This is a genomic window from Methylobacterium marchantiae (assembly GCF_042679825.1).
Taxonomy (GTDB): Bacteria; Pseudomonadota; Alphaproteobacteria; order Rhizobiales; family Beijerinckiaceae; genus Methylobacterium; species Methylobacterium marchantiae.
The window spans coordinates 1-24980 of record NZ_JBHTND010000044.1 but is presented as its reverse complement, the minus strand read 5'-3'; the positions used below and the strand labels follow the sequence as shown (position 1 = coordinate 24980).

At 64.9% G+C, this 24980-nt stretch carries 21 protein-coding genes and 1 pseudogene; 13 read left to right on the top strand and 9 right to left on the bottom strand.

The annotated features are described in order from the left end of the window. Positions 1 to 218 precede the first annotated feature (218 nt). Genes ACFQ4G_RS20495 through ACFQ4G_RS20485 form a run of 3 tightly spaced genes read right to left on the bottom strand, consistent with a single transcriptional unit; the run spans position 219 to position 2852 of the window. On the bottom strand, positions 219 to 974 hold the full coding sequence (locus ACFQ4G_RS20495) for an ABC transporter ATP-binding protein (protein ID WP_238209307.1): 756 nt from the start codon (positions 972 to 974) through the stop codon (positions 219 to 221). A gap of 7 nt (positions 975 to 981) precedes the next feature. Next, positions 982 to 1863 (bottom strand): ABC transporter permease, encoded by an 882-nt coding sequence (locus tag ACFQ4G_RS20490; protein WP_238209308.1) that lies wholly within the window; start codon positions 1861 to 1863, stop codon positions 982 to 984. 56 nt (positions 1864 to 1919) lie between these two features. Next, positions 1920 to 2852 carry a LysR family transcriptional regulator gene (locus ACFQ4G_RS20485; protein ID WP_238209309.1) on the bottom strand — a complete coding sequence of 311 codons (933 nt, stop codon included), beginning with the start codon at positions 2850 to 2852 and terminating at the stop codon, positions 1920 to 1922. A gap of 99 nt (positions 2853 to 2951) precedes the next feature. Here ACFQ4G_RS20485 and ACFQ4G_RS20480 point away from each other — a divergent pair, with 99 nt between their 5' ends. From ACFQ4G_RS20480 to ACFQ4G_RS20470, 3 genes are all read left to right on the top strand, one after another. Then, positions 2952 to 3314, top strand: a complete 363-nt coding sequence (locus ACFQ4G_RS20480) for a hypothetical protein (RefSeq protein WP_238209310.1) — start codon at positions 2952 to 2954, stop codon at positions 3312 to 3314. Between the two features lie 227 nt (positions 3315 to 3541). After that, a complete protein-coding gene (locus ACFQ4G_RS20475; RefSeq protein ID WP_238209311.1) occupies positions 3542 to 3724 on the top strand; it encodes a DUF3606 domain-containing protein in 183 nt (60 codons plus the stop codon). Positions 3725 to 3823: 99 nt separating this feature from the next. After that, positions 3824 to 4648 (top strand): endonuclease/exonuclease/phosphatase family protein, encoded by an 825-nt coding sequence (locus ACFQ4G_RS20470; protein ID WP_238209312.1) that lies wholly within the window; start codon positions 3824 to 3826, stop codon positions 4646 to 4648. Here the strand turns inward: ACFQ4G_RS20470 and ACFQ4G_RS20465 are convergent. Beyond that, on the bottom strand, positions 4566 to 6002 hold the full coding sequence (locus tag ACFQ4G_RS20465; RefSeq protein ID WP_238209313.1) for a phospholipase D-like domain-containing protein: 1437 nt from the start codon (positions 6000 to 6002) through the stop codon (positions 4566 to 4568). The two genes, ACFQ4G_RS20470 and ACFQ4G_RS20465, sit on opposite strands and share 83 nt — an antisense overlap. 69 nt (positions 6003 to 6071) lie before the next feature. Further along, the gene (locus ACFQ4G_RS20460) at positions 6072 to 8270 is read right to left on the bottom strand and encodes an FUSC family protein (RefSeq protein WP_238209314.1); all 2199 of its coding nucleotides are present in this window, start codon (positions 8268 to 8270) and stop codon (positions 6072 to 6074) included. Positions 8271 to 8620: 350 nt separating this feature from the next. Here ACFQ4G_RS20460 and ACFQ4G_RS20455 point away from each other — a divergent pair, with 350 nt between their 5' ends. The 8 genes from ACFQ4G_RS20455 to ACFQ4G_RS20420 all read left to right on the top strand — a co-directional run bounded on the left by ACFQ4G_RS20455 (position 8621) and on the right by ACFQ4G_RS20420 (position 17701). Continuing rightward, positions 8621 to 10171, top strand: a complete 1551-nt coding sequence (locus ACFQ4G_RS20455) for an ABC transporter substrate-binding protein (RefSeq protein WP_238209319.1) — start codon at positions 8621 to 8623, stop codon at positions 10169 to 10171. Between the two features lie 73 nt (positions 10172 to 10244). Then, complete coding sequence (locus ACFQ4G_RS20450) at positions 10245 to 11198, top strand: ABC transporter permease (protein WP_238209315.1); 954 nt, start codon at positions 10245 to 10247, stop codon at positions 11196 to 11198. Then, on the top strand, positions 11198 to 12127 hold the full coding sequence (locus ACFQ4G_RS20445; RefSeq protein WP_238209316.1) for an ABC transporter permease: 930 nt from the start codon (positions 11198 to 11200) through the stop codon (positions 12125 to 12127). The genes ACFQ4G_RS20450 and ACFQ4G_RS20445 overlap by 1 nt, the downstream gene beginning before the upstream one ends. Further along, entirely contained in the window at positions 12124 to 13185 is a 1062-nt protein-coding gene (locus ACFQ4G_RS20440) for an ABC transporter ATP-binding protein (protein ID WP_238209317.1), read from the top strand. The genes ACFQ4G_RS20445 and ACFQ4G_RS20440 overlap by 4 nt, the downstream gene beginning before the upstream one ends. After that, positions 13182 to 14210 (top strand): ABC transporter ATP-binding protein, encoded by a 1029-nt coding sequence (locus tag ACFQ4G_RS20435; protein ID WP_238209318.1) that lies wholly within the window; start codon positions 13182 to 13184, stop codon positions 14208 to 14210. The genes ACFQ4G_RS20440 and ACFQ4G_RS20435 overlap by 4 nt, the downstream gene beginning before the upstream one ends. A 779-nt stretch (positions 14211 to 14989) precedes the next feature. Then, positions 14990 to 16270: a Zn-dependent hydrolase gene (locus ACFQ4G_RS20430; protein ID WP_238209278.1), complete on the top strand. Its 1281-nt coding sequence runs from the start codon at positions 14990 to 14992 to the stop codon at positions 16268 to 16270. Positions 16271 to 16301: 31 nt separating this feature from the next. Beyond that, positions 16302 to 16514: a hypothetical protein gene (locus ACFQ4G_RS20425; protein ID WP_238209277.1), complete on the top strand. Its 213-nt coding sequence runs from the start codon at positions 16302 to 16304 to the stop codon at positions 16512 to 16514. 95 nt (positions 16515 to 16609) lie between these two features. Then, a complete protein-coding gene (locus ACFQ4G_RS20420) occupies positions 16610 to 17701 on the top strand; it encodes a PAS domain-containing protein (RefSeq protein ID WP_238209276.1) in 1092 nt (363 codons plus the stop codon). A gap of 58 nt (positions 17702 to 17759) precedes the next feature. Here the strand turns inward: ACFQ4G_RS20420 and ACFQ4G_RS20415 are convergent, their stop codons facing one another. Together ACFQ4G_RS20415 and ACFQ4G_RS20410 are read right to left on the bottom strand one after the other, a co-directional pair. Then, a complete protein-coding gene (locus ACFQ4G_RS20415) occupies positions 17760 to 19844 on the bottom strand; it encodes a hypothetical protein (RefSeq protein ID WP_238209275.1) in 2085 nt (694 codons plus the stop codon). A 331-nt stretch (positions 19845 to 20175) separates the two neighbouring features. Beyond that, positions 20176 to 21528, bottom strand: a complete 1353-nt coding sequence (locus ACFQ4G_RS20410; protein ID WP_238209274.1) for a glycosyltransferase family 61 protein — start codon at positions 21526 to 21528, stop codon at positions 20176 to 20178. A gap of 412 nt (positions 21529 to 21940) precedes the next feature. On the opposite strand from ACFQ4G_RS20410, the gene ACFQ4G_RS20405 reads away from it, so the two are divergent. Together ACFQ4G_RS20405 and ACFQ4G_RS20400 are read left to right on the top strand one after the other, a co-directional pair. Further along, positions 21941 to 22351 (top strand): EF-hand domain-containing protein, encoded by a 411-nt coding sequence (locus ACFQ4G_RS20405; protein ID WP_238209273.1) that lies wholly within the window; start codon positions 21941 to 21943, stop codon positions 22349 to 22351. A 648-nt stretch (positions 22352 to 22999) separates the two neighbouring features. Then, positions 23000 to 23233, top strand: a complete 234-nt coding sequence (locus tag ACFQ4G_RS20400) for a GcrA family cell cycle regulator (RefSeq protein ID WP_238209272.1) — start codon at positions 23000 to 23002, stop codon at positions 23231 to 23233. A gap of 233 nt (positions 23234 to 23466) precedes the next feature. On the opposite strand, the gene ACFQ4G_RS20395 is transcribed toward ACFQ4G_RS20400, so the two are convergent. Further along, positions 23467 to 24123 carry a hypothetical protein gene (locus ACFQ4G_RS20395; RefSeq protein ID WP_238209271.1) on the bottom strand — a complete coding sequence of 219 codons (657 nt, stop codon included), beginning with the start codon at positions 24121 to 24123 and terminating at the stop codon, positions 23467 to 23469. A gap of 233 nt (positions 24124 to 24356) precedes the next feature. Continuing rightward, positions 24357 to 24886, bottom strand: a pseudogene (locus ACFQ4G_RS20390) (cation:dicarboxylate symporter family transporter); the annotation flags it as partial. Positions 24887 to 24980 lie beyond the last annotated feature (94 nt).

Below are 24980 nucleotides of genomic sequence, written 5' to 3'. Positions count from 1 at the left end.
TGGCTCTGCGACTACAACAGCCGCAGACCCCACTCAGCCCTCGGCGGACACCCACCCATCAGCAGACTGACCAAGGACAACCTCCTTGGAAACGACATCTAGTGGTCTGAGTGAAAGTTTGGCTGCAGATGACGAGTTTGTACTTATACCCAGTCTCAGCGAGCTCATGTTCATCGCATGGCTGCAGCTGATTTTTCCCGAGAGCGAGTTTCAGACTCTCATACTCGCTCATCCGCCGCGTAAGCCGCCAGAACCTCGTCCGGCGCTCCGTCCATCATCAGCGTGCCGCCCTTCATCCAGAGTGTCCGGTTGCAGAAGCGCTTGATCGAGGCGTTGTCGTGCGAGGCGAGGAACATGATGCTCGCCTTCTGAATCATGCCGTGCAGACGCTGCTCGGCGCGTTCCGCGAAGGCGGCGTCGCCGACACCGATCACTTCGTCGAGAATCAGGATGTCGGGATGGACGGCCGTGCTGACGGCGAAGGCCAGCCTCAGCATCATGCCGCTGGAATAGGTACGGATCGGAAGGGACAGGAACTCGCCGAGCTGGCTGAATTCCTCGACGTCGGGGACGATCGCCTGGGCCTGCTTGTGGTTGAGCCCGAGCATGATACTGCGCATCTCGATATTGTCGTAGCCCGTGGCATCGCCGTCCATGCCCATGGAGAGGTCGATCAGGGACGAGATGCGCCCGTCGATCGAGACCAGGCCCGATGTCGGCGGATAGACGCGGCTGAGCACCCTGAGAAGCGTCGTCTTGCCGGCGCCGTTGCCGCCTACGAGCCCGATCCGGTCGCCGTTATGCGCTACGAAACTGACCTCGTTCAGCGCCTTGACCACTTGGATGCTGCTGTCGCGGTCGTTCTGCAGGCCGCCGCCGACCGTGCGCCGCAGGATCTCGCTCTTCAGGGCACGGCCGCGGGAATTGTAGACAGCGAGTTCGACGCTCGCCTTGTCCAGGACGATATGAGCCATGGTGCCCTCAGAGCCAATACACGACGCGGTGAGAGTATTTTCCTGAAAACGCCAGGGCGACGAGCCACCCGACGACCAGCAGGCCGAGCAGGATGAGATAGGACGTCGCGCTCGGCAGATGACCGAGCAAGGGCTCGCGCATCACGTCCAGCATGCTGGCGAAGGGGTTCAGGATGAGCACGGGATGGTCGACCCGCAATTGCGACGGCTTGAACACGACCGGCGAGACGAAGAACGCGACCTGCACGATGCTCGCGACGATCTGCGGAATGTCGCGGAACCGCGCCGAAAGGATCGCGAGAAGGTAGCCGATCCAGGCAAGATTCAAGAGCACGAGCAGCAGCCCGGGCACGAACAGCAGGATATGCCAGTCTATCGGCGAGCCGGTGACAAGGAACAGGATCGGCAGAATGATCAAGTTATGGGCGAAAACGAAAAGATTTCGAGCGATGGTGCGCAGCAGATAGGTAAAGCGCGGCAGCGCGACTTGGCGAATGATGCTGTCATTCTCCGTGAAACTCGAGCAGCTTTCGATGATCGTCTGGGAAATCAGGCCCCAGAGCACGAGGCCGGTACCGAGATGCGGCAGATAGTTGGCCATGGACGTGCCGAACAGCGACGCATAGATCGCGCCCATGCCGAAGATCATCACCGCCATGCTGAGGGTCAGCCACAACTGGCCGACGCGCGACCGCCGGTACCGACGGATCACGTCGTTCTTGGCCAGCATCCACCACATGCGCCACGCGCCGAAGCCTCCGAGGACGTCGGCTGCCCCTCCTGCTACCAAACCCATGCGGTCTCTTTCCCGGAGCCCCGCCCCTGTGGAGCGGCTCATGATGGCCACCCCAAAGCATGCGCCCGCGCGCATTGGCAAGTTTTTGATCACCGGGGGCAGGATATCCGCTCCCGAAGCGGTGTCGGCCGGGTGAATATCGAGGCGCCTCAGGCCGCCTGCACTTCATCGTCGGCAAGGGCGAGAAGCGTCTGGCGCAGCCAGCGGTGGGCCGGGTCGTCGTCGTAGGAGGCGTGCCACAGCATCGAGATCGCCACCTCGTCGAGGGCGACCGGCGCCGGGCTGACGGCGAGGCCGAGGGTTCCGGCAAACAGGGTGGCGAGACGCTCCTGCATGGTAGTCAGCACGGGTGCGCTGCGCACCAGGAAGGGCACGGCGAGGAAGCGCGGCGTCGTCACCGCCAGGTCGCGTCGCAGACCGAGGAGGGCGAGCGCATCGTCCACCACCCCATGCGCCGTCTCCTTCAGGCTCGTGAGCACGTGGGGAAAGCGCAGGTAATCCTCGAGTGAGATCGGCGGCGTCACGCCGATGAGGTCGGCGTTGAACAGGCAGACGTAGCGGTCGCGGTAGAGCAGACGCTGCTTGTGATGGGTCTGGCCGTGGCTGAACGTGCCGATGCCGAGATCGACCCGGTCGGCGTCGAGCTCCTGCAGGATGCGGATCCGGTCGATGGAGCGCAGGAGCAGGCTGATCCCCGGCGCGTGCCGGCGCAGATAGGCGAGAAGGCGCGGCCCGAGCAGGACCTCGGTGGAATCGGGCAGGCCGATGGTGAAGGTCCGCGTCACGCTGCGCGGATCGAAGGCCTCATCGCGCCGGACCAGGGACTGGATCTGGCGCAAAAGGGTGCGGACGGGTTCGGTCAGCGCCAGGGCACGGGGCGTGGCGCGCATCCCCTCGGGCGCACGGGTGAGGAGTTCGTCGCCGAAGGTGGCGCGCAACCGCGCGAGGCTGCTGCTCATGGCCGATTGGCCGATCCCGATCCGGGCGGCGGCACGGGTGACGCTGCGTTCCGCCAGCAAGGCGTCGAGGGCCACGAGGAGATTCAGATCGATACGCGCAAGATCGACATGATCAATAGTCATTATCGATTACATCTGTTTGATCCATGATGCATCGCACAGCATATTCGCTTCAGAAGCAAGGGCGACACGGTCCTTGCACACCAAGCGAGACCTGACATCATGACCGTCCGTTCCTTCATCACCGCTGCGGCCCTCACCGTCGTCACCCTTACGGGCACGGCCTCGGCCGAGACGATCAAGCCCCTCGACGGCGGCAGCGTCAGCCTCGGCGAACTCTCAGGCGTGGCCTATTACACCGCCGAGCCCAAGGGCTACCGGGTCGTCGTGACCCTGGCCCGCACCGAGAGGGGCCGCGCCGTGCGGTTCGAGACCGTCCTGGCCTCCGGCCAGAGCGTCACGCTCTCGACCCCGCAGGAGTTCGGCGCGACGGCCGATGCCATCGAGATCACCCGCACGGGCGATACCGTCGCCGTCAACCGGCCTCGCCCGGTGACCACTCGCGAAGCGGCGGCCCTCGACTGAAGCGGAGCCCGGCATGGCCGGGCCCGCCGACACCGCGAAAGTCAAAGCCGGCTTCGGCACCCATCCCGTCATTCCGGATCGCCGAAGTCATGTCCGGAATGACGGGGTAACGACCCGCGTTCCCCCGTGTTCGAAGCCCCTCGCAGTCGCCACCTCACCGACAGATGCGGTAAGAACCGTGTGCAATCGCGCATCGCCGGGGATGCCGCTCAAGGTAGACGGGACACATGGCAGGCCTCAAGGACAAGCGCGGTTTCATCGACAAGGACAGGCTCGACCTGTCCGAACGGAAGGCCGTCGAGCATTGGATGAAGCGCTGGGGCGTCACCCGCGATCAATTGATCTCCGCCCACCGCAAGGCGGGCCATATGGTCAAGGACATCGCGGCCGAACTCGGCAAGAAGCGCTGAAGAAGCGCTGAAGCGGCAATAAACCTCGAGGCGACGAGAAACGCCGAGACCACGAGGCGCGTTGTGACGCGGCGGCGAGCGAAAGCGGGAGGCGGGCGGGTGCCATTCGAAAGACACGGGCTGCTCCCCTGGGGCCGCATGCTGAACGACCGCCGCTACGCCGTCTCCGATTCCGCCCGTTGCGCCGATCTTCGCGCCCTGAGCGCCCCCGACCGCAGCCGCTTCCGCAAGATCGTGAGCTGGAACCTGCTCCGACGCACGGGCGCCAAGGTCGACAGCATCGTCGAACTGATCGAGCGCGAGCAGCCCGATCTCCTGCTCATGCAGGAGGCGACGAAAGAGATCGCGTCGATCGAGGACCGTCTCGGCGGTCACTATGCCTGGGCTCCCCTGCCCGGACGCATCCACGGTCTGGCCATGTGGAGCCCGCATCCCTGGGCGGCTCCCCCGAGCGTCATCACGCTCCCCTCGGGTGCTCTGGTCGACCGGGTCTGTCAGATCCTCGACATGGGTGATTTCGGCGTCGCCAACGTCCATCTCTCGCATGGTCAGGTGCTCAACCGGCGCCAGTTGCGGCGGATCGAGCAGAGCCTGCCGGCACGTGCGGCGGTGATCGGCGATTACAACCTCGTCGGCCCGGCCTTGCTGCCGGGCTTTCGCGATGCCGGGCCGCGCATCCCGACCCATGCCATGGTCGATCTGGTGCCCCTGCGGATCGATCGCTGCCTCGTACGCGGCCTCGCCTGCCTCGGCCGCACGGTGCTGCCGCGTGGTGCCTCGGACCATCGTCCGATCGTCGTGCACCTCGCCCCCGCCCCGGTTCGAACGACCGGGCGCGACGTCAGAGGTATGGCAGCATTAGTCGCACGGCTGCGTCGCGCAGCCGGACGGGAAGGGGCCGCCGCGCCAGATCTTCGGACGTGAGGCGCGCCTCCATCTTGGTCCGCATGAAGGCGTCGAGCCTGGCCGCGAAGGCGGAATCGTAGACCTCGACGTTGAGTTCGAAGTTCAGGCGAAAGCTGCGCATGTCCCAGTTGGCGCTGCCGACGAAGCTCCATTCGCCATCGACGACGAGCAGCTTCGAATGATCAAAGGGCGGCTCGTCGAGCCAGATCCGCACGCCGCTCTCGAGCAGGGGTGCCACATGCGCCCGCGTCGCCCAGTCCACGTAGCTGTGGTTGCTCGCCCGCGGGATGATGACGTCCACGCGAACGCCTCGCGTCGCGGCGAGCGCCAGCGTCGTGGACAGGATCTCGCTCGGCAGGAAATAGGGCGTGACGAGGCGGATGCTGTGCTGCGCGCAGGTGATCGCCGACATCACCGCGAACTCGATCTTCTCGATATCCGCATCCGGCCCGGAAGTGACGACGCGGGCCTCGATCTCCCCGGCAGCGTTGAGCTGCGGGAACCAGCGCTCGCCGTCGAGCTCCTCGCCCATCACGAAGGCCCAGTCGCTGGCGAAGGCCTGGGACAGCTGCTCCACCACCGGCCCCTCGATGCGGAAATGGCTGTCGCGCACGGGGTCGGGCGGCGAGGTCGCCACGAGGTTCTCGTCGGCGATGTTGATGCCGCCGGTGAAGGCGATCCGCCCGTCGACGATGAGGATCTTCTTGTGGGTGCGGAGATTCAGAAAGGGCATGCGCCAGGGCAGGGCGGAATGCATGAACAGCCCTACCGGAACCCCGGCCCGGCGCAGGCGCCGCGCCATCGCCGGAAAGAAGTAGCCGCTGCCGATCCCGTCGATGAGCACCCTCACCTCGACGCCTCGGGTCTTGGCGGCGAGAATCGCCTCGAAGAAGCGCGTCCCGGTGGTGTCGTTGCGGAAGATGTAGCTCGACAGGGCGACGCTGCTTCGCGCGCCCGCGATCGCCGCCAGCATCGCCGGATAGGCCTCGTCGCCATTGCGCAATGTGCCGATCGCGTTCCCGCCGAGGAGGACGAGTTGCGTGATCCGCCGGACGGCGCGGTCCAGGGGCCGGAGATCCTCCGGAACGGTGGCGTCCGGGATGATGGGGGAGCCCGGCTGTTGCGACGGCCGCACCCGCAGCTGCCGGGCCCGGCGGGAGACGCGATTCACGCCGAAGATCGCATAGAGGATCGTCCCGAAGATCGGCGACAGCCAGGCGAGGCCGATCCAGCCGATGGCGGTGCCGATCTCGCGCTTGCGCAGCAGGACATGGACCGTGACGAGAAGGGCGAGAGCGATGCCGAGCAGAGCCAGCACATCGGCCCGGATCGACCCGGTCGCCTGAAGCCAGCGGTGGAGGAGGTCTTCCAAGGATCGGTCCAGCCTGAGAACGGAAGCGCGAGACGCCCGCACTCTTTAGCCCCTAGCCCGAGGAAAAACCTAGCGTCCGGCCGTCCCGGCGAGAGGTTCGGGCGTAGCAGGCCGCACGTCCTCGCGCACCGGCGAGGGCCGCAGCGTCTCGGTCAGCAATTCGACCTGGGTGACGAGACGGACGAGACTGTCGGGGCGAGGCAGGTCGGGATGGGCGGGGAGGGCGCTGCCGTCCTCGGCGAGGCTGGCGAGGGTGGCGGTGATCCATGAGATCCAGGCGCGGCACGCCTCGGCCCCGTCACCGGCATCACTCTCGAGCACAGTCCCGGCAGCGCTCCTGGGCTCGGCGGCATAGCGCAGGGCCGACAGGCGCGCGCCGATCCGGCGCAGGGTCGCATCGGCGACCATGGCGGTCTCGACCTGCGGGTGGCGTCCGGCGCGGGGCTGCTGGAGTGCTCGCGAGAGGGCGGCCTCCAGGGTGTTGAGGGCGAGGCCACTGGCTCGCGCCGCCTGTTCTGCGGCCCCGCTCCGCTCGGCTTCCGCCCAATTCGAGAGCACGGTGCGGGCGAAATCGGCATGTGCCTTCACCGCCTTCCCGAGTTCGAGGCGGACCTGATCCGGCTCCCAGACCGGCCACAGCAACAGACTGCTCGCGACCGCGATGAGGCCGCCGAGGAGCGTGAAGAGCGCGCGCATGCCCGCCACTTCCCACGAGGCATGGCCGGGCTCCATCACCTCCACCAGCAGCACCACGAGGGGTGTCAGGCAAGCGATGAAGAAGCCGTAGCTCACCTGCCGCGCGGCGAAGCCGATGATGCTCAGGGGAAAGATCAGGGCCGCCAGCGCCAGGGTCGTGGTGGCGACACTGGCGAGCAGGGCGCCGATCAGGCCGCCGAGCACCGTGCCGCCGATCCGCTCCAGGGCCCGCTGCCAGGTAGCGGCGTAGAAGGGCTGCATCGTCAGCACCACCGTGATGGTGAGCCAGTGAGTGAACGGTCCCGGCCAGAGCAGGGTGACGCCGAGGACCGGCGCGGTAACGACGCTCGCGCGGATCGCGTGCCGCAGGTTCGGCGAGGCGAGGGTGAAATTCGCCCTCAAGGGGCCGAGCAGCCGCTGGCGCAGAGGCAGGCTGGCACTCCCCAGCAGGGTTCCGCCGGGACGATATCCTTCCGGCGTCGAGAGCTTGGCCCCGATGCGCACGCGGTCGAGGATGCGTTCGGCCAAGGCCCTGAGCGCCGGGTCGGAGGAGAAGCCGCGTCCGGCCCGCTCGATCGAGCGCTCGATGCGCGGGAGGTCGAGGGCCGTGTCGTCACGGATCGCCCGTGCGACGACGAGGAGGAGCGGCCTCAGGCGCCGCAGCAACCGCCGCGTCCGGACCTGGCGGTTGGGGTTGCGGTCGGCCTCGATCCGGTCGGACAGGGCGATGAGCGCGGCGAAGGCCTGCTCGGCGGTCTCCAGCCGGATCAGGGCCTGGGCGGTGCGGTCGGAGACACGCTCGCGGCTGCGGGCGAGGTCGACGATCAGGCTGCGGGCGAGTTCGATCGCCTCGCGCACGCCGCGCCGATGGGCGCGGGCATGATCGTCGAACCCGGCCGCATCGGCCCCGTCCGAGGCCGCGAGGTCTTCGAGATCGCCGCTGAGCAGCGCGAGCCGGCGCCAGACTTCCGCCACGGCCCTCTGCGTCGGGCGGTAGGGGTTGAGCCGCCATAGGGCGAGCGCCAGCACCGTCGCCCAGAGGCCGCCGGCCAGCACCATCAGCCCCGCGACGGCGGCCTCGCCGCCGGTGAGCGGACGGTCGAGGGCAAAGGCCAGGACGAGGACGAGGACGTTCCCGGCGGTCTGCTCCTGAACGCCCCAGACCCGGGCATAGGTGCAGCAGAAGATGACGGAGGTGGCGACCGGGACGACAAGGGCCGGGCCGTATGGCTGAAGCAGGCCGAACAGGCTCCAGAGCACGCCGCCGAGCACCGAGAACACCGCGAGCACCATGAGGCGCGAGCGCATCGGGCCGCCGATATCGGCAAAGCAGGTGAGGTTGGCGGCGAGCGCCATGATCAGGAGCGGCGGCCAGGCCACGAATTCATGGAGGAGGATGACGGTGCCGAAGGCGCAGGCTGCCCGGATTCCCTCCACGATGCTCAGCCCGCGCGGATCGAGGGCGATCGGCAGACGCGCGAGATTCGATCCCGGCGCGGAGAGGGAACCACGCCCCATCAGGAAGCCGGCCACGCGCCCGCGCCGGAGGCCGTCGGATGTGACACTGCCCATTCGGGTCGGGGGGAGGGGCATCGCGACGCGATCCGCCGGGCGGCATGCCCGGAGACACGCGGTTTAAGGCGGTTCGCCAGAGCATGGAACCCGTGGCCCGCGCGCATCGCGCAGCGTCGGCATGCAGTCACCGACGAGGATCGGCCTCCGGGCGAGCCGAGGGGGGATCGCAGCCGATTCTTGCCGGACGCGGCGCCGGATCACGACGTTTGGCCGGCGCCTTGCATACCAGATTCGCCGCCCGCAATCGGCCGGCCGCGGTGACAATCGAGGAAAAGCGCAACACGATGAGAGGCTTGGCAGAACATCTTCGCGTGGGGCTCGTAGCCGCGGCGCTGGTCACCGGCAGCATGGTACCGGCGGCCTGGGCGCAAGGAACGCTGCGGATCGGAATGACCGCGTCGGACATCCCGCTCACCACCGGTCAGGCCGACAATGGCGGCGAGGGCATGCGCTTCATGGGCTACACGGTCTATGACGGGCTCATCAACTGGGACCTGTCGAGCGCGACCAAGCCCTCCGACCTCTCCCCCGGTCTCGCCACCTCCTGGGAGGTCGATGCCAACGACAAGACCAAGTGGATCTTCAAGCTCCGGCCGGGCGTGACCTTCCATGACGGTTCTCCCTTCACCGCCGAGGCGGTGGTGTGGAACCTCGACAAGCTCCTCAAGAACGACGCCCCGCAATTCGACCCGCGCCAATCGGCGCAGGGACGCTCGCGCATCCCCGGCGTGGCGAGCTACCGCGTGATCGATCCGATGACGGTCGAGATCACCACCAAGGCGGCGGACGCGACGCTGCCCTATCAGATCGCCTGGATCATGATCTCCTCGCCGGCCCAATGGGAGAAGGTCGGCAAGAGCTGGGACGCCTTCGCCAAGACCCCGTCGGGAACCGGCCCGTGGAAGCTGACCCTGTTCGCCCCGCGCGAGCGCGCCGAGCTGGCGCCCAACGCCGAGTACTGGGACAAGGCGCGGGTGCCCAAGCTCGACAAGCTGGTGCTGGTGCCGCTGCCCGAAGCCAATGCGCGCGTCGCCGCCCTGCGCTCCGGCCAGGTCGACTGGATCGAAGCGCCCCCGCCGGACGCCGTCGCGTCGCTCAAGGGGGCGGGCTTCTCCATCGTCACCAATGCCTATCCGCACAACTGGACCTGGCACCTGTCGCGGATCGAGGGCTCGCCCTGGAACGACATCCGCATCCGCAAGGCCGCCAACCTCGCCGTCGACCGCGAGGGCATGAAGGAGCTGCTCGGCGGCCTGATGATCCCGGCGCAGGGCTTCATGCCGCCCGGCCACCAATGGTTCGGCCACCCGACCTTCAAGCCGACCTACGATCCCGAAGCGGCCAAGAAGCTTCTCGCCGAGGCGGGATACGGCCCGAACAAGCCCCTCGTGACCAAGATCCTGATCTCGCCCTCGGGCTCGGGCCAGATGCAGCCCCTACCGATGAACGAGTTCATTCAGCAGAACCTCGCCGAAGTCGGCATCAAGATCGATTTCGAGGTGGTGGAATGGAACACGCTCATCAACCTGTGGCGAGGCGGCGCCAAGGCGGAATCGGCGCGCAAGGCCACCGGCCTGAACTTCTCCTACTTCATCCAGGATCCGTTCACGGGCTTCGTCCGGCACGCGCAGTGTAACCTCGCCGCGCCGAACGGCACCAATTGGGGCGCCTATTGCGACCCGGAGATGGACAAGCTGTTCGACGAGGCGCGCAATGCCTTCGACAAGACCGAACAGACCAAGGTGCTGGAGAAGATCCACGAGAAATACGTCAACGAGGCGCTGTTCCTCATGGTCGCCCACGACACCAACCCGCGTGCCATGAGCACCAAGGTGAAGGGCTTCGTCCAGGCACAGAACTGGTTCCAGGACTTCTCGCCCATCACGGTCGGCAAGTGATGGAAAACCGGGTCGCAGAGTGCACAGTCCCTCCCCCCTCTGCGGGGGGAGGGTACCTCCGGCGGGCAGCACCATGCTGAGTTTCATCCTCCAACGCCTGCTCACCGTCACCCCCGTGGCGCTGGGCGTGAGCATCGTCTGCTTCCTGCTGGTGCATCTGGCGCCCGGCGACCCCCTGAGCGCCGTCCTGCCCGTGGACGCGACCCAGGAGACCATCGACGCCATGCGGACGACCTACGGCTACGACAAGCCGATGCCGGTCCAGTACCTGATCTGGCTCTGGAAGGTGCTGCACGGCGATCTCGGCACCTCCATAGCCACCGGCCGGCCGGTCCTCAGCGAGGTCGGGCGCGCCGTGGTCAACAGCCTGATCCTGGCCTCCGTCGCGACCCTGATCGGCTTCACCTTCGGCTGCCTGTTCGGCTTCGTCGCCGGCTACTTCCGCGATTCCGTTCTCGACCGGGCGGCGTCCGCGGTCTCGGTCTTCGGGGTCAGCGTGCCGCATTACTGGCTCGGCATGGTCCTGGTGATCGTGTTCTCGGCGCAGCTCGGCTGGCTGCCCTCCACCGGAGCCGGCCCCGACGGCTCCGGCAACTGGCGGCCGGACCTCGAGCACCTGCGCTACATCATCCTGCCCGCCATCACGATGTCGGTGATCCCGATGGGCGTCATCGCGCGGACCGTCCGGGCGCTGGTGGGCGACATCCTCTCCCAGGATTTCGTCGGTGCGCTCAGGGCGAAAGGCCTCTCCGAATTCGGCGTGTTCAAACACGTGGTGAAGAACGCGGCCCCCACCGCTCTCGCCATCATGGGCCTGCAGCTCGGCTACCTGCTCGGCGGCTCGATCCTGATCGAGACGGTGTTCGCCTGGCCCGGCACCGGCTTCCTGCTCAACGCCGCGATCTTCCAACGCGACCTGCCGCTGCTGCAGGGCGCCATCCTCGTTCTGGCGATGTTCTTCGTCGCTCTCAACCTCATCGTCGACGTCGTGCAGACGGCGCTCGACCCGCGCATCGAGAGGGGCTGATGGCGCTCGGAACCAGCCCGGCCGCATCGGCCATCGACATCGCCGGGGGGGCGCCACCGGTCTCCGCCGCGCCGGACGCCTTCGTCGCCTCGCGGGGATTCTGGGGCAACGTTCTCGCCAAGCTCCTGCGCGATCCCGTGGCGATGACGGCCGCCTTCGTGATCCTCGCCATCGTCGCCATCGCGCTGCTGTCGCCCTGGATCACGCCGATGGACCCGTATCGCGGATCGATGCTGCGGCGCCTGAAGCCGGTGGGCGACGCCACCTACATCCTCGGCTCGGACGAACTCGGCCGCGACATGCTGAGCCGCCTGATGGTGGGTGGGCGCCTGTCCCTGTTCATCGGCGTCACGCCGGTCATCCTCGCCTTCGTCCTCGGCTCGGGCATCGGCATCCTCGCCGGCTATGTCGGCGGCTGGGTCAACACCGTGCTCATGCGCACGATCGACGTGTTCTTCGCCTTCCCCTCGGTGCTCCTGGCGATCGCGCTCTCGGGCGCGCTGGGGGCCGGCGTGTTCAACTCCATCGTCTCGCTGACCTGCGTGTTCACGCCTCAGATCGCCCGTGTGGCCGAAAGCGTGACGACGCAGATCCGCTCGCGCGATTATGTCGACGCCGCCCGGCTCTCGGGGGCGTCGACCCTGACGATCCTGCGCGCGCAGGTGCTCGGCAACGTGCTGGGTCCGATCTTCGTCTATTCCACCAGCCTCATCAGCGTGTCGATGATCCTCGCATCGGGCCTGTCCTTCCTCGGCCTCGGGGTGAAGCCGCCCGAGCCCGAATGGGGCCTGATGCTCAACACCCTGCGTACCGCGATCTACGTGAACCCGATGGTGGCGGCGCTTCCGGGGCTCGCGATCTTCATCGTCTCGATCTCGTTCAATCTGTTCTCGGACGGCCTGCGCTCGGCCATGGAAGTGAAGGCATGATCGAGAAGCCCGTACCCAGGTTCGAGGATCGCGGCGGCCCCGGACAGCCGCTCCTCACCGTGAGCGGCCTCGTCAAGCACTTCCCGGTCAAGAAGGGCCTGGGCGGCAAGAAGGCGGTGGTCCGTGCCGTCGACGGCGTCGATCTCGATATCCGCAAGGGCGAGACGCTGGGGGTCGTCGGCGAATCCGGCTGCGGAAAGTCCAGCACCGCCCGCCTCATCATGGGCCTGACCCAGCACGACAAGGGTGAGATGCTGTTCGACGGCGAGCGCATCGGGAGCCGGGCGCTCCCGTTGCGCGAGTTCCGCGCCCAGGCTCAGATGGTGTTTCAGGACAGCTATTCGTCGCTCAATCCGCGCATGAGCATCGAAGGCTCCATCGCCTTCGGACCTCGGGTCCATGGCGTGCCGAAGCGCGAGGCCATCGAGCGGGCGCGAAGCCTGCTCGCCCGCGTCGGCCTGGAACCGGCGCGCTTCGCCGCCCGCTATCCGCACGAACTCTCGGGCGGGCAGCGCCAGCGCGTCAACATCGCCCGCGCCCTGGCCCTGGAGCCGCGCCTCGTCGTCCTCGACGAGGCCGTCTCGGCTCTGGACAAGTCGGTGGAGGCGCAGGTGCTGAACCTGCTCATGGACCTGAAGCAGGAGTTCAACCTCACCTACCTGTTCATCAGCCACGACCTCAACGTGGTGCGTTTCATCTGCGACCGGGTGGCGGTGATGTATCTCGGCCAGGTGGTGGAGATCGGCCCCGCCGATACCGTTCTCGCCTCGCCAGCCCACCCTTATACCAAGGCGCTGCTCTCCTCGATGCCTTCGATGGATCCGGACAATCGCACGACGGTGGCGCCCTTGGCCGGCGATCCGCCCAACCCCATCGATCCGCCGCCGGGCTGCCGTTTCAACCCGCGTTGCGGGCTCGTGGAGGATGTCTGCCGGGAGACCGTGCCGCCACTCTACGGCTTCGCCGAGGGGCACCGTGTGGCCTGCCTCGCGCGCCAGCCGGGCTCGGGCCATTCGGCAGCACCTGCAGCATCGGCCGGGCAGGCGGTGGCGGCATGACCGACACGATGACGCCCGTCCCCGAACCCGCCGTCGCCATCCAAGGGCTTTCCGTCACCTTCGGCGGCAAGGTCCGCGCGGTCGATCGCGTCGATCTCACCCTCGGCCGCGGCCAGGCCATCGCGCTCATCGGCGAGTCGGGCTCGGGCAAGAGCGTGACCCTGCGCGCGATCATGCGCCTCAACCCAGAGCGCAAGACCGCGATCGAAGGCCGCATCGTCGTCGCCGGCCGCGACGTCATGGCGATGGGCAAGCGCGAATTGACGACTCTGCGCGGCCGCGAAGTGGCGATGATCTTCCAAGAGCCGCTCCTGGCCCTCGACCCGGTCTATACGGTGGGCCGCCAGATCACCGAGGCGATCCGCCAGCACGAGAAGATCGGAGCCACCGAGGCGCGCGCCCGCGCGCTCGAACAGTTCGAGCGCGTGCGCATCCCGAGCCCGGAGCGGCGGCTCGACGCCTATCCGCACGAGATGTCGGGGGGCATGCGCCAGCGCGCGATGATCGCGCTGGCGCTCGCCTGCAACCCGAAGGTCCTCCTCGCCGACGAACCGACCACGGCCCTCGATGCCACCGTGCAGATCCAGATCCTGCTGCTCCTGCGCGACCTGCAGGCGGAATTGGGGCTGTCGACGATCTTCGTCACCCACGATCTCGGTGCCGCCGTCGAGGTCGCCGACCGGATCGCGGTGATGTATGCCGGCCGCATCGTGGAAGAGGGTTCGGCCCGGCAGGTGGTGCTGAACCCGCATCATCCCTACACGATCGGCCTCCTCCGCAGCCGCGCCGATGGGGCGCTCGCCAAGGGCTCGCGGCTCCAGACCATCCCCGGCAGCCCGCCCGATCTGGCCAACCGCCCGCCGGGCTGCCCGTTCGCCCCCCGCTGCTTCCTCGCCGAGGATCGCTGCCGTGTGGGCGATCCACCGGTGGTCGAGGCCGGCCCCGGCCATCGCGCCGCCTGCTGGAAGAGCGACGAGGCGGCGGGTGGTTTCCGGGAACAGCGATCGGAACTCGAAGTGACATGAGGACGAGACACGTCATCGACCGGCCCGACTGTCGAGATAGATCTTGATAAAATTCCTATTTCATGCCTATATCCCCACACCTGCCGCCCAGCGAAGGGGGCTCGCCCGGTGACCGACCGGGTGGGCCGGAGGGGCGGTGGGGCGGTGCCCGCGTCGGTGGTGTCGGTCACCATCGCCCCGGGCGGCGGCTCGATAGTCTGGGGCTCGGATGAGGGCATGGTAGGTCGGGAGTTAAATGCCCCGCCACTGACCCCGTCTGGGCTGCCGAGATGAGGTTTGCGGCCCCTCCAATACGAGAGGGCGTGCGGGGCAAAGTCCGTTCGGTCAGCCGGGTCGGGATGCACACGACCACCTGTGGCGCGACGCAACGCGAGGACCGCTGGAGACACCGCGACGCGAAACAGGCCCCGGCGGGAACGCCGGAGCCTGACGGGACGCCGGGGGACTGGCAAACAATTCTAGCGCTCAATGGGTTCCGCGGCGTCCCGCGTCCCCCTCTGGTGCTGCTACTTGGGTCGAGTTTCTCGGGTCGGGTTTCTTGGGCCATGCCCCCGGCGCATTTTTGCGCGCGGGGGTGAAGGTATGTGCGCTGCTTTCCTCCTCGAAAAGACTGCGGCCCGTACGGGTTCGTTCGACGTCGATGCCGGCGAACGAACCCGAAGATCTGGAACATCGAAAATCGATCTCTCATTCCCCCGCCGGATTCTCGAATCACCTCCGCCGCGGACGGTGCCGCGAGAGGGGGGTGACTCCGGACCGATGAAGCAACGGACACGCCCATGAGCACGACCCACAATCTCCGCGTCGACGGATCGCGCCTGTGGTCCACGATCATGGAAACCGCGAAGTTCGGCGCGACCCCGGCCGGCGGGATCAACCGGCTGACCCTGTCGGAGGAGGACAGGCAGGTTCGGGACTGGTTCCGGGATGCCTGCGAGGCGGCAGGACTTGAGGTGAGCGTGGACGCGCTCGGCACCCAGTTCGCCCTTCGGCGCGGGCGCGACATGAGCCGCGCGCCCATCGCGTGTGGGTCGCATCTCGATACGCAGCCGACAGGAGGCAAGTTCGACGGCATCCTCGGAACCCTCGCGGGGCTGGAGGCCATGCGTGCCCTGAACGATGCCGGCATCGAGACCGATGCGCCGCTGCTCCTCGTCAACTGGACCAATGAGGAAGGCTCGCGCTACGCCCCCGCGATGATGGCCTCCGCCGCCTATGCCGGCGAGTTCACGCTGGCGGACATCCATTCCCGTGAAGACGCCGCCGGCATCAGCGTGGCACAGGCGCTCGAGAGGATCGGCTATCTCGGGACCGAGCCGGTGGGACAGAGACGGATCGGCGCCTTCGTCGAGCTGCATATCGAGCAGGGCCCGATCCTGGAGGCTGAGCAGACTACCATCGGCGTGGTCGAGGGCGGGCAGGGCATCGCCTGGTTCGACGGCGCGGTGACCGGCTTCGAGAGCCATGCCGGCACGACGCCGATGCCGCGCCGGCGCGACGCCCTCAACGGCCTCGCCGAGATCGCGCTGGCCGTCGAGCGGATCGCTCATGCCCACGGTCCCACTGCGGTGGCGACCATCGGCGAGGCGGTGATCGGCGCGCCGTCCCGCAACGTCATTCCCGGTCGCATCCGCTTCACCCTCGACGTGCGCGACCCGAAGGGCGAGACCCTCGACGCCATCGAGAGCGAGTTGCGTGCAGAGATCGACGGCATCGCCCAGCGGCGCAAACTCGATATCGACCTCACCCGGATCTGGCGCAAAGAGCCGGTGCCGTTCGACGCCGCGGTGGTCGGCGCGGTCGAGGCGGCGACCAGGGGATTGAGCCTCAGCCACCGCCGCATGGTCTCGGGCGCAGGCCACGATGCCTGCAACATCGCGGCTCTCGCTCCCACCGCCATGATTTTCGTGCCCTGCCGTGACGGGATCAGTCACAACGAGGCGGAATCAGCGACCCAGAGCGACTGCACTGCCGGCGCCGACGTCCTGCTCCAGACACTTCTCACCCTGGCCGACGCGCCATCGAAGACCGACCGAGCGGAGGCCATCCAGGGTCGGTGAGGCTCACCGGCGCGAGGTTCGCCTGCACGCCATGTCGGCCGGCATTGCTTCCGGCAGTGAACCGGACGGAGAGAACGCCGTTGCGGCGATCGCCAGGATCGGCCCCTGCCGACCACATGAGTCGGCCGGAACGCCGGGTACGGTCAAGAAAGACGGCACGACGCCGGCAATTTACGGCATCACAGCGGACTTTGAACGGGATGGCTGCCGAAAGTATCGCTTTCCGGATTCCAACGGGTTGTAGTGCCGCAGAAAAGCACGCACCGACATTTTGATACGGAACATTCTGCATCAAAATCGTTCATGTTAGGCGGCGTAGCAGCCGAGGAGAACCGAGCCATGCCGACACGGTCGCAGATGTCTCCATCCGGACGGTCGGATGGCGCATCGCGCCGGTTGCCGTCTCGCCGCCTCCTCAAGCTCGTGGAAGACACCGCGGAGGTCGGCTTCTGGTCGGCCGATCTGCAGGGGCTCGGGATCAACGGATCGAACGGGCTTCATCGGATCCTGGGCATCGCCCCCTCGATCGAGCTCAGCTTCGGTTTCGTCGAGGCGATGATGCATCCCGACGACCGTGCCGCCCATACGGACATGCTCATGCTCCTGCGGGAGGGCAAACCTCTCAAGCGGGAATTCCGCATCATCCGGCCCGACCGGACGCTGCGCTGGATCGCCAGTCATGCAGAGGTGCTCCTCGGACCCGGCGGACTTCCCGGCCACGCGATCGGCATCGTCGAGGATGTCACGGCCCGCTACGAGGCCAAGCATTCGATGGAGCAAAGACACGACCGCTTCAAGGCTCTGCTCTCGGCCACGGCGGCAGTGGTCTGGATCGTCAGTCCCGATGGGAAGTCGATCGACATGCCGCTCTGGCAAGACCTCACCGGGCAGAGTAGCGAGCAATTTCAAGGGGTCGGCTGGATCAATGCGTTGCATCCCGACGACAGGGAGCGCACGAACTTCGCCTGGCGCACGGCGCTCAGCCACGACACCGCCTACAACACGGATTATCGCGTCCTGTGCGTGGACGGGATCTATCGCTGGTTCAACGCCCGTGGCGTCCCCATCATGAACCGGGACGGTTCTGTCAGAGAGTGGGTCGGCGTTTGCCTGAGCGTGCCGGGGCAGAGCCGTTTTCAGGCGGCTTCGTCGAGCACCGAGACACGCGGGCCAGCGAGCGACATCGCGGACGGAGGCGAGGACCTCACCTCCGCCCAGGTCCGGGCCGCGCGCGGGATGACCGGTCTGTCGAAGGACGAGTTGGCGCGACGCGCGAGCGTATCGGTGTCGACAATCGTGCGAATGGAAGATCCAGAAGCCAGGATCCGTCCACGACAAGACACGGTGAAAGCGGTCCGTCAGGTCTTGGAACAGGCAGGTGCAGTCTTCACCTTCAATCCGGGGAGCAAGCCCGGGGTGAGAGAAGCCTGAGTCTCCGCAAGAGGAAGAGATAATCGCTGCATCTAAAGAATGCGGTCGGCTTCTTTCATCAGGCGCTCACACCGCGTGCAGCAGTGTTCGTCACCTGGTCCTTGATCTGCTTTCCAAGGCTGATCCTGCGTGCACGCATGGCGAGACGGATCACGCGATCGTTCTCCTGCGGGTATATCTCATTGAGCTGGCGTGCCAGCGCCAGCATGCGCTCGTCGTCGGCGAAGACTAGCTCGCTGCGATAAATCCACATCAGGATGCGTCCGTTTCCGGGATCGGCACGGAATGCGTGCGCGAAGATCTGAGACGCCTCACTTGCGGCTCCGTAGCGGAAAAGTCGCTCTCCGGCCTCCAGCATCAAGCTGACATCCGAGTCGGCCACATGGGCGACGGCACGCCAGGCCGCCACGATCGATTCTTCATCGCCGGTCGGCTCGATCGCCTTGGCCGCCAGGCGCCGGATACGACCCTGGCCATTCGTCATCAGGACGGAAACGTAATGGCTAAGCCGTTCCTCATCCTTCTCTTCTTCAGCGAGACGACCGAGGGCCCTCCAGGGCTCCTCCATTTCGGCACCCGCTTGACATGCCCGCAGGATCAATTCCCCGCCGCGCTGACGATCCCCCTCAGCGAGGGCGACCTCACCGAAGAGCCAGATGCCGGTCGCACTGTCCGGTTCACGCTGAAGTTCAGCCTCGGCAATTTTGCCCAGAGCAGCGAAATCCTGCAGCTTCAACGCGCGCTGGATCTGGGCCGGGACCGTATCTTCCGTCGCAGAGTCGAGGAGGGCTCGCGAACCACCCTCTTCGAGCAGCCTCAGTTCCGTACGACGCGCGCGCTGCGCGAGGCGAACAGCCCGGTCGCTCTCTTCGGGGCAGACGATCGCGATGAGAGCCGTCAACTCGGCCAATCGCTCATTGTCGGCGAAGGCCAACTCACTGCGGTAGAGCAATATCAGGAGGCGGCCATTCGTCGGATCCGCCGCATAGGCGGTCGCGAAGATCTGGGCAGCGTCGCGGGCCGCACCGGCGCGAAGCAGGCGGTCGGCGGCCTCGATCAGGATATTCGTATCCGATTGGGCCGCGGCGGCGACCTGACGCCAAGCTTCGATGCTCGCTTCGTCTGTACCGGTCTGCTCGATGACCTTTGCAGCCATCCGCATGATCCGGCACTGCCCATTGGTCATTAGCACCGATGCCAGAAGCTTGAGTCTCTCCTCGTCCTGCTCGTCCTCGGCGACGCGGGCCAATGCCTTCCAGGGTTCGTCGAAGGACGGCTTCGACTGGCAGGCGCGGATGATCAGTTCGATGCCGCGTCGGCGATCCCCTCGCGACAGGGCGAGTTCGCCATGAAGCCAGATCGCCGTTGGGCTATCCGGGTTGTCTTGCATCTCGGACGTGGCGATGGCCGCAATCATCGGCCAATCTTCGATCTTCAGAGCACGCCGAATCTGCATCAACAATGTTTCGGCAGCATCGACGTCAGGCTTGCTCTGATCGATCTGCCGCCTGTACTCGTAAATAGCCCGATCGACATTAGAGTAAAGCACAATCTTGTCATTCTGAACGACCGCGACTACGTCGCAAAACTCTCGCACAGTGTTGATGTTGGTCGATATGACAATGAACCCGCTCCTGATCAAGCGTTGCTTGATCACGCTGGTGAACCGATCGGCGAATTCGGCCGTATGCGGAACAACTTCTCCGTCGACCAAATAGGTATCGTATGGCAACCCGTAGGACAGCGCATATCGAAAAGCCACCGCGATATCGGCCGGGACATGCCGATACTCAACGTCCATGAAAGCGTCGATGTTGGCGACGAACGCTACGAACTTGATCAGGCTGGTCGGGTCGATCTGATGCATCTTGGCAGCGAACACGCAGTTACGTCTCAGCGTATGATGCGACACGATTCCCGCCATGCGGCCGACGGGACTCGAGATATTCGCTTCACGCCGCAATCTGCCGATGGCAGGCTGTCGTACGCCCGATAGAAGGTCACTGAAGGCACGGCGCTCAATCTTCGAGGCACACAATACGCCGAGCCGCCGGTTCGTCGGCAGGACCGCCGTGAGGCCGCACAGGACGGCATGCGACCGAGACTGTAGTGATCTGACCCAGACGTTCTCCATGATCAGCATGAAACATCTCGCCCAGAGACCGGGACACGACGCCGCGCCGCGCGTGTTTCAGGTCGAGCCTGCAATGCCGATCTCCCAGCTCGAATCCAATGTGACGCCACGTCACGAGGCAATAACTAGCATCGAGAAGCTACGCATCGACAAGGGCTTAACCGAAGAGCCAACGCCGATATCCCATCTCCCAAACCCGTCTGCAAGGTCCGACGTCGCAGCCGTTGCCGAGCGCCTTCACTAAAGGCCCACTGTCTCGGAGTGACTGAAGGACGAGGCGCCTGCGGCGCGGGCATTTAGGGTACACGTGATCGACTCGACCTGTAGCGGGAAATGGGCCCTATCGTGGCGTCCGCGATCGATCGCAGGCGTCGCTCGCTCTCTCGTCGAGGAAATTGAGGAAGGCCGGACCATCGACCTCCCAACTGTTCATGGCGCCGACATGAGGCTCCAGCCAGGCCCGATAGCGGTGCCCCATCACAAGGCTGAGACGGGCAAAGTTGAGACGCAGACGGTATGTCCCATCCTGGATTGGTATAATTTCCGTAACACGTGTTCCTGGTTCAGCGAACACGATATGTGCCAAACCCGCGCCATGCGGAGCCACGATCTGTGTAGCCGACGATACGGTGAATATCTGCTGCCACAGCGGCATCTTCCCGAGCATCGCGCTCCCATACCCTTTCTCCATGATCTTCGCCTCGATCTCAGCCTCGTTTCTCATAGTGCGGCGGTCGGAGTCGCGGCGAGAGATATAGAGGGATTCAGGTGCCAGCGCGTTCTCCCGCAAGGCGATGATGCGCACGGATTGCTTTACCCTTTCGATGACCGGCGCCACACGGTCCCAGTAGGCGAAGCCATGCATGCCGCTTCGGGCGAGCAATAGCCTCTGAACGAAGACCGCATCGCCGACGTCCACGACCAAATGAGGTAGGCCGGCCAACCGGAGCGTCTCCTTCTCGAAAGAGGAGGCTTGGTCGCTGAGAAGGATTGCCGCATCCGGCGCTCCGTCTCCCAGCATCCAAGAGAAGAGCGGCAGGCGATCCACCAACCAGTGATAGATGCCACGAGTGCCCTTGATGGCGAAGAAGCCGGTGGCAATGTCAGGTGTTTTTTCCCGTGACAGGTCAGAGATAGGCAATCCCTTAGAGACAACGACGCTGCCGTCTTCACGCCATATCTGACCGTTCCGATCCACGAATACGTCACGGTACTCGATGACCTCGGGTGGTTTCGCACGTGCGGCTCTTCCTCCAAAGCTCTCGATGTCGAGGATGACCGCGTCGGAATGACGAGGTGGCGTGCGCTCGCTCGACCGAATCTCGACAGATCCCTGTGCTCGCCGCCCCGACTCCGGGCACGGAAATGTGATCGTCGTGATCGCCTCAGAGGCAGGACCGGAGGACACGTAGCCGGCCTTGGACAGGGCCGCCATGATCTCCGATCGCAGGGCGACATCTTTGGTATGCGGGAGGAATGATCTGGCCTGACGTGCAAATCCTGGTTCCGCCTTCACCGACGGATCGGCGGTGAATATCCTCCAGGCCGCGGCGCTTTCGCCAAGCAGTAGGAATTTGCGGCTTACGGCATGGCGATCCCGGTTGGGCCATCCAGCCGCCAGGCAATGAGTTTCAGCCCATCTCAGCGCTTCGGCATCTCGCATCTCGCCCGCGGCACGAACAAACATCGCCATGAGGGGAGGACTGTTCTTCACACGATCTGGATCGCGAGCCCGAGTGAGAATTGTCTGCCAGTCCGACCTTCCGAAAGCCGTTTGGCATTCCATGAACAAGGAGCTCCGGCGTCTCCAGAGGCTCCATGAGCGGAAGCGTTTCAGAAAGCGGAAGCAAGCGTCGATTGCTGGACGAAACATGTCGATAGGTAGGTTCCTCTTGCGCTCATTACGAGACTGCACTTTCACACAGGAGAGACGCGTCGTTCGAAATACTCAGGAGGCGTGCATACGGACGCGGCCAACTCACACAAGGCGCCGTGTCATCCACAGTATGGCTGGCGATGGGGTACCGTCCTGCAATACGACACCTTCGCATCTGCAAAATCCTGTGGTAGATCCGCCTCGCTGACTAAATCTAGGAGGTTTACGCATGATCGACCGGTCCAAACTACCTCTTTTCCTTGCCATCGCTGCCCTGGCCATTCCCGTAGCCATCACCTCGCCGGCCTCTGCAAAGGGGAACAAGGTGATCTCGATGATCGATACCGACAATGACGGCACGATCGATCTGAAGGAAGTCCAGGCTGTCGCGAGTGCCAAGTTCGACGCGCTCGAAGGTGACAAGGACGGCACCCTCGACGCCAAAGAGCTGAAGGGTCGTGGCGGCAAGAAGGCGATCTTGGAGGCGGATCCCGATAAGGACGGCACCCTCGACAAGAAAGAGTACCTTGCTCTCGTCGAATCCCGCTTCAAGGCAGCCGATCCGGACAACGATGGCACTCTCGATGCTGCCGAGTTGAAGACCGCCGCCGGTAAGGCCCTGGTCAAGCTGCTCAAGTAAACATGCACGGTCGCATTCGCTTCGAGAATGCGACCCGAGTTTTCCAGAGACGATCAAGCCCCCATGCGCGAGCGAGCGCTTGGGGGCTGTTTTTATCGTGGATCGAGATGACGGCGGTGACTTAAGGCGAAACAGCCGACATCGAACTGAAAAGATGTGGAGCGGAGGGAAGAACACCCCTCTTGCAAAGCGATTGCGACTGGCAGCGTCAGCACTCATGCGAGCGCCATGCTACAAATCCTCCAAACCTGTGCAGTGTCGCCGGAATCGGCGAGGATCATCAGCCCCGAATCACCGCCGACCACGCTCACAGGAGAGAGTGATTCGATTTGCTGGCCTTTCTTAAAAAGAAAGATTTTAGCCTTTAAAGGAGGGCTTTGCCCTCATCGTGCATGAAAGGCGGCAAATTCTGTGCGCTGCAGCACGCTTGCGCACTCGGACTTGTTTAAGGCTGAGATATCCCTAGATACAACGGCATCAAGACAACGTCGTACCAAAGCCCTCAAAAGCTGCGGAACGGATCGGGAGAAACCGAGGCGACATCGCTCAGGCTCGGGTCTGAAGAACCGTGTACTACGACGAAACCCATCCAAGGTCCCATCGGGCGCGCTGCCCGCCAGAGACGTAGATCCTGCGAGTACGTTTTACATGAATCAACTCGTTCGCCTGTCACAGATCGGCGAGGCAGATGCTATTGCCGAGCCGTCAGCTGAATTGCGCGTCCCTTTCGCTCAGTCGGGGGCTTTCGTATGCAAGTTCATTATAGGCGAGCCGAATGATCGTGCTGTTTGCTGCGGCGCTCCGGCGCCGGATGGCAAAAGCTGGTGCGCCTTTCATCGTCGCATCGTTTTCGAGCCGGCTCGTCCCGGCCGTCTTCGCTGAAGCCTTGTCCTGAACAGCAGGTTTTGTGTCTCGTACGTAAGATGCTGCAATGCGAAGATCTTGTGCATCATGCTGGATGCACCATTTAGCTTTCAGCTTCAGTTCACCACTGTGATATCAAGCCTCGCCGGTTCTTTCCGGGGAGGCTTTTTGCAATATTAAGTCATTGTCAGCCGAATGCCGGATAAGGGCTAACACATGCCTGAGGAGTTCTCTCCACCGGGCGTGGGTGATCAATCTTCGACATCATCCTGATCTTCGGGATCATGGATGGTTTCCAAAGAACGTCCGCGCAAGCGGTGCAGATCACCGGCGCGGACGACCAGATAACCTGCCTCTCGCGCCTGACGTAAGCGAGCGGCCCGGGCATCTATGAACCGATCGTCCCGGCGAGGGTAGGCTGTAATTTCGTCTGAGGTATAGCCGTAGCGAAAGCCAGGCGTTTCGAAATAGGTCGGCCGATAGGCGCGGACTGTCCAGTTTCGGTTCTTTGCGATCCGAACGGGATATGACGCGACCGCGAGGGCACGAACGCCATGGCGTTCCGTCGGGGAGACACGTTGGGCGACCGTGCGTACGACTGTCTTTCTTATCACGGGCCGTTTCACCGTCGTGGACCGGCCCGGTGTGGATGCTTCGCGTTGGATCGGAGCGGCCTGCCCCAGATTCACAGGCGTATCAGCCCTTCGAGCAGCTTCCGCTTTTTTCTCGTGACGCCCGGCGACGGGCGAGGATGGAGCCCGGCGGTCGGGCGGATCAGTCCACGGCCGACCGGTTGGAGCGGTCATCGCATCCTGGGCGGAAGCGATGCTGCTGATTAGCACGGCGCCAAGCGCTAACGTGCCGAACGTCGAGACGATTGCGGAAAACCGACAATTCTGAACTGTCATCGACCCTCTCCAGGCTGATGCCGAGAGATCGGATGCGTGTCGCCGATCTGCCTCTGCACTCGCCGCCCGGCAATCGGTGGCAGGCGGTCGCGCGAACTTAACGAAACCTTACAATGCCGTCCACGATGCCGTGTAACGCCATGACAGGTTTGCAGCACCCACCTATTTTAAATCCGGTTGCTATATAGGCCGACACGGCTCTGGACCGTCGCAAGGCAGGAGTTTGCTCGGCTTCAGTTGGACGCTGTGTCGCTGGATTGCCCCCCGTTCAGCACCCGATGAGCCCATTCGCGGTCGAGATCGCCCTCCCAGGCCGTCACCGCGACGGTCGCTACACAACTGCCGACGAGGTTGCCAACAGCGTGGACCATGCCGACGAACCAATCCACCGAGAGGACCAGGACAAGACCAATGGCAGGAATGCCAAGCACTGCGTTGAAAGTCACCGCCAAGATCACGATAGCCGAGCCTGGCACCCCATGCACGCCTTTAGACGTGATGAGGGAGATGCGGTCACCAGGACGATGGTGAGTTCCTCGCGTAGGTAGCCCAGGATTTTGAAAATGTTGAGCCCGGCCAGCGCCATGACATCGTTGAGTACCACCACGACGAAAAAGAAAACTGCCACTTAGAACGGCGCGACGAGCGACACGAGTTGCTGTAGCGAGCCGACGCCGTAACGGTCCACCGTATAGGCAACGGCGCCGAGTACACCGAGGGGTGCCAGTCGTACAATCAAACCCATCGTCTTGAAGAGGACTGAACCGCGCCGGGTTTTCCGGAGACCATTTGGTTTGGGTTCAGGCGGCCAAGGGTTGAGCCTCGGCTTTGGCATAGTAGCGGGCTTCGGCCTCGGC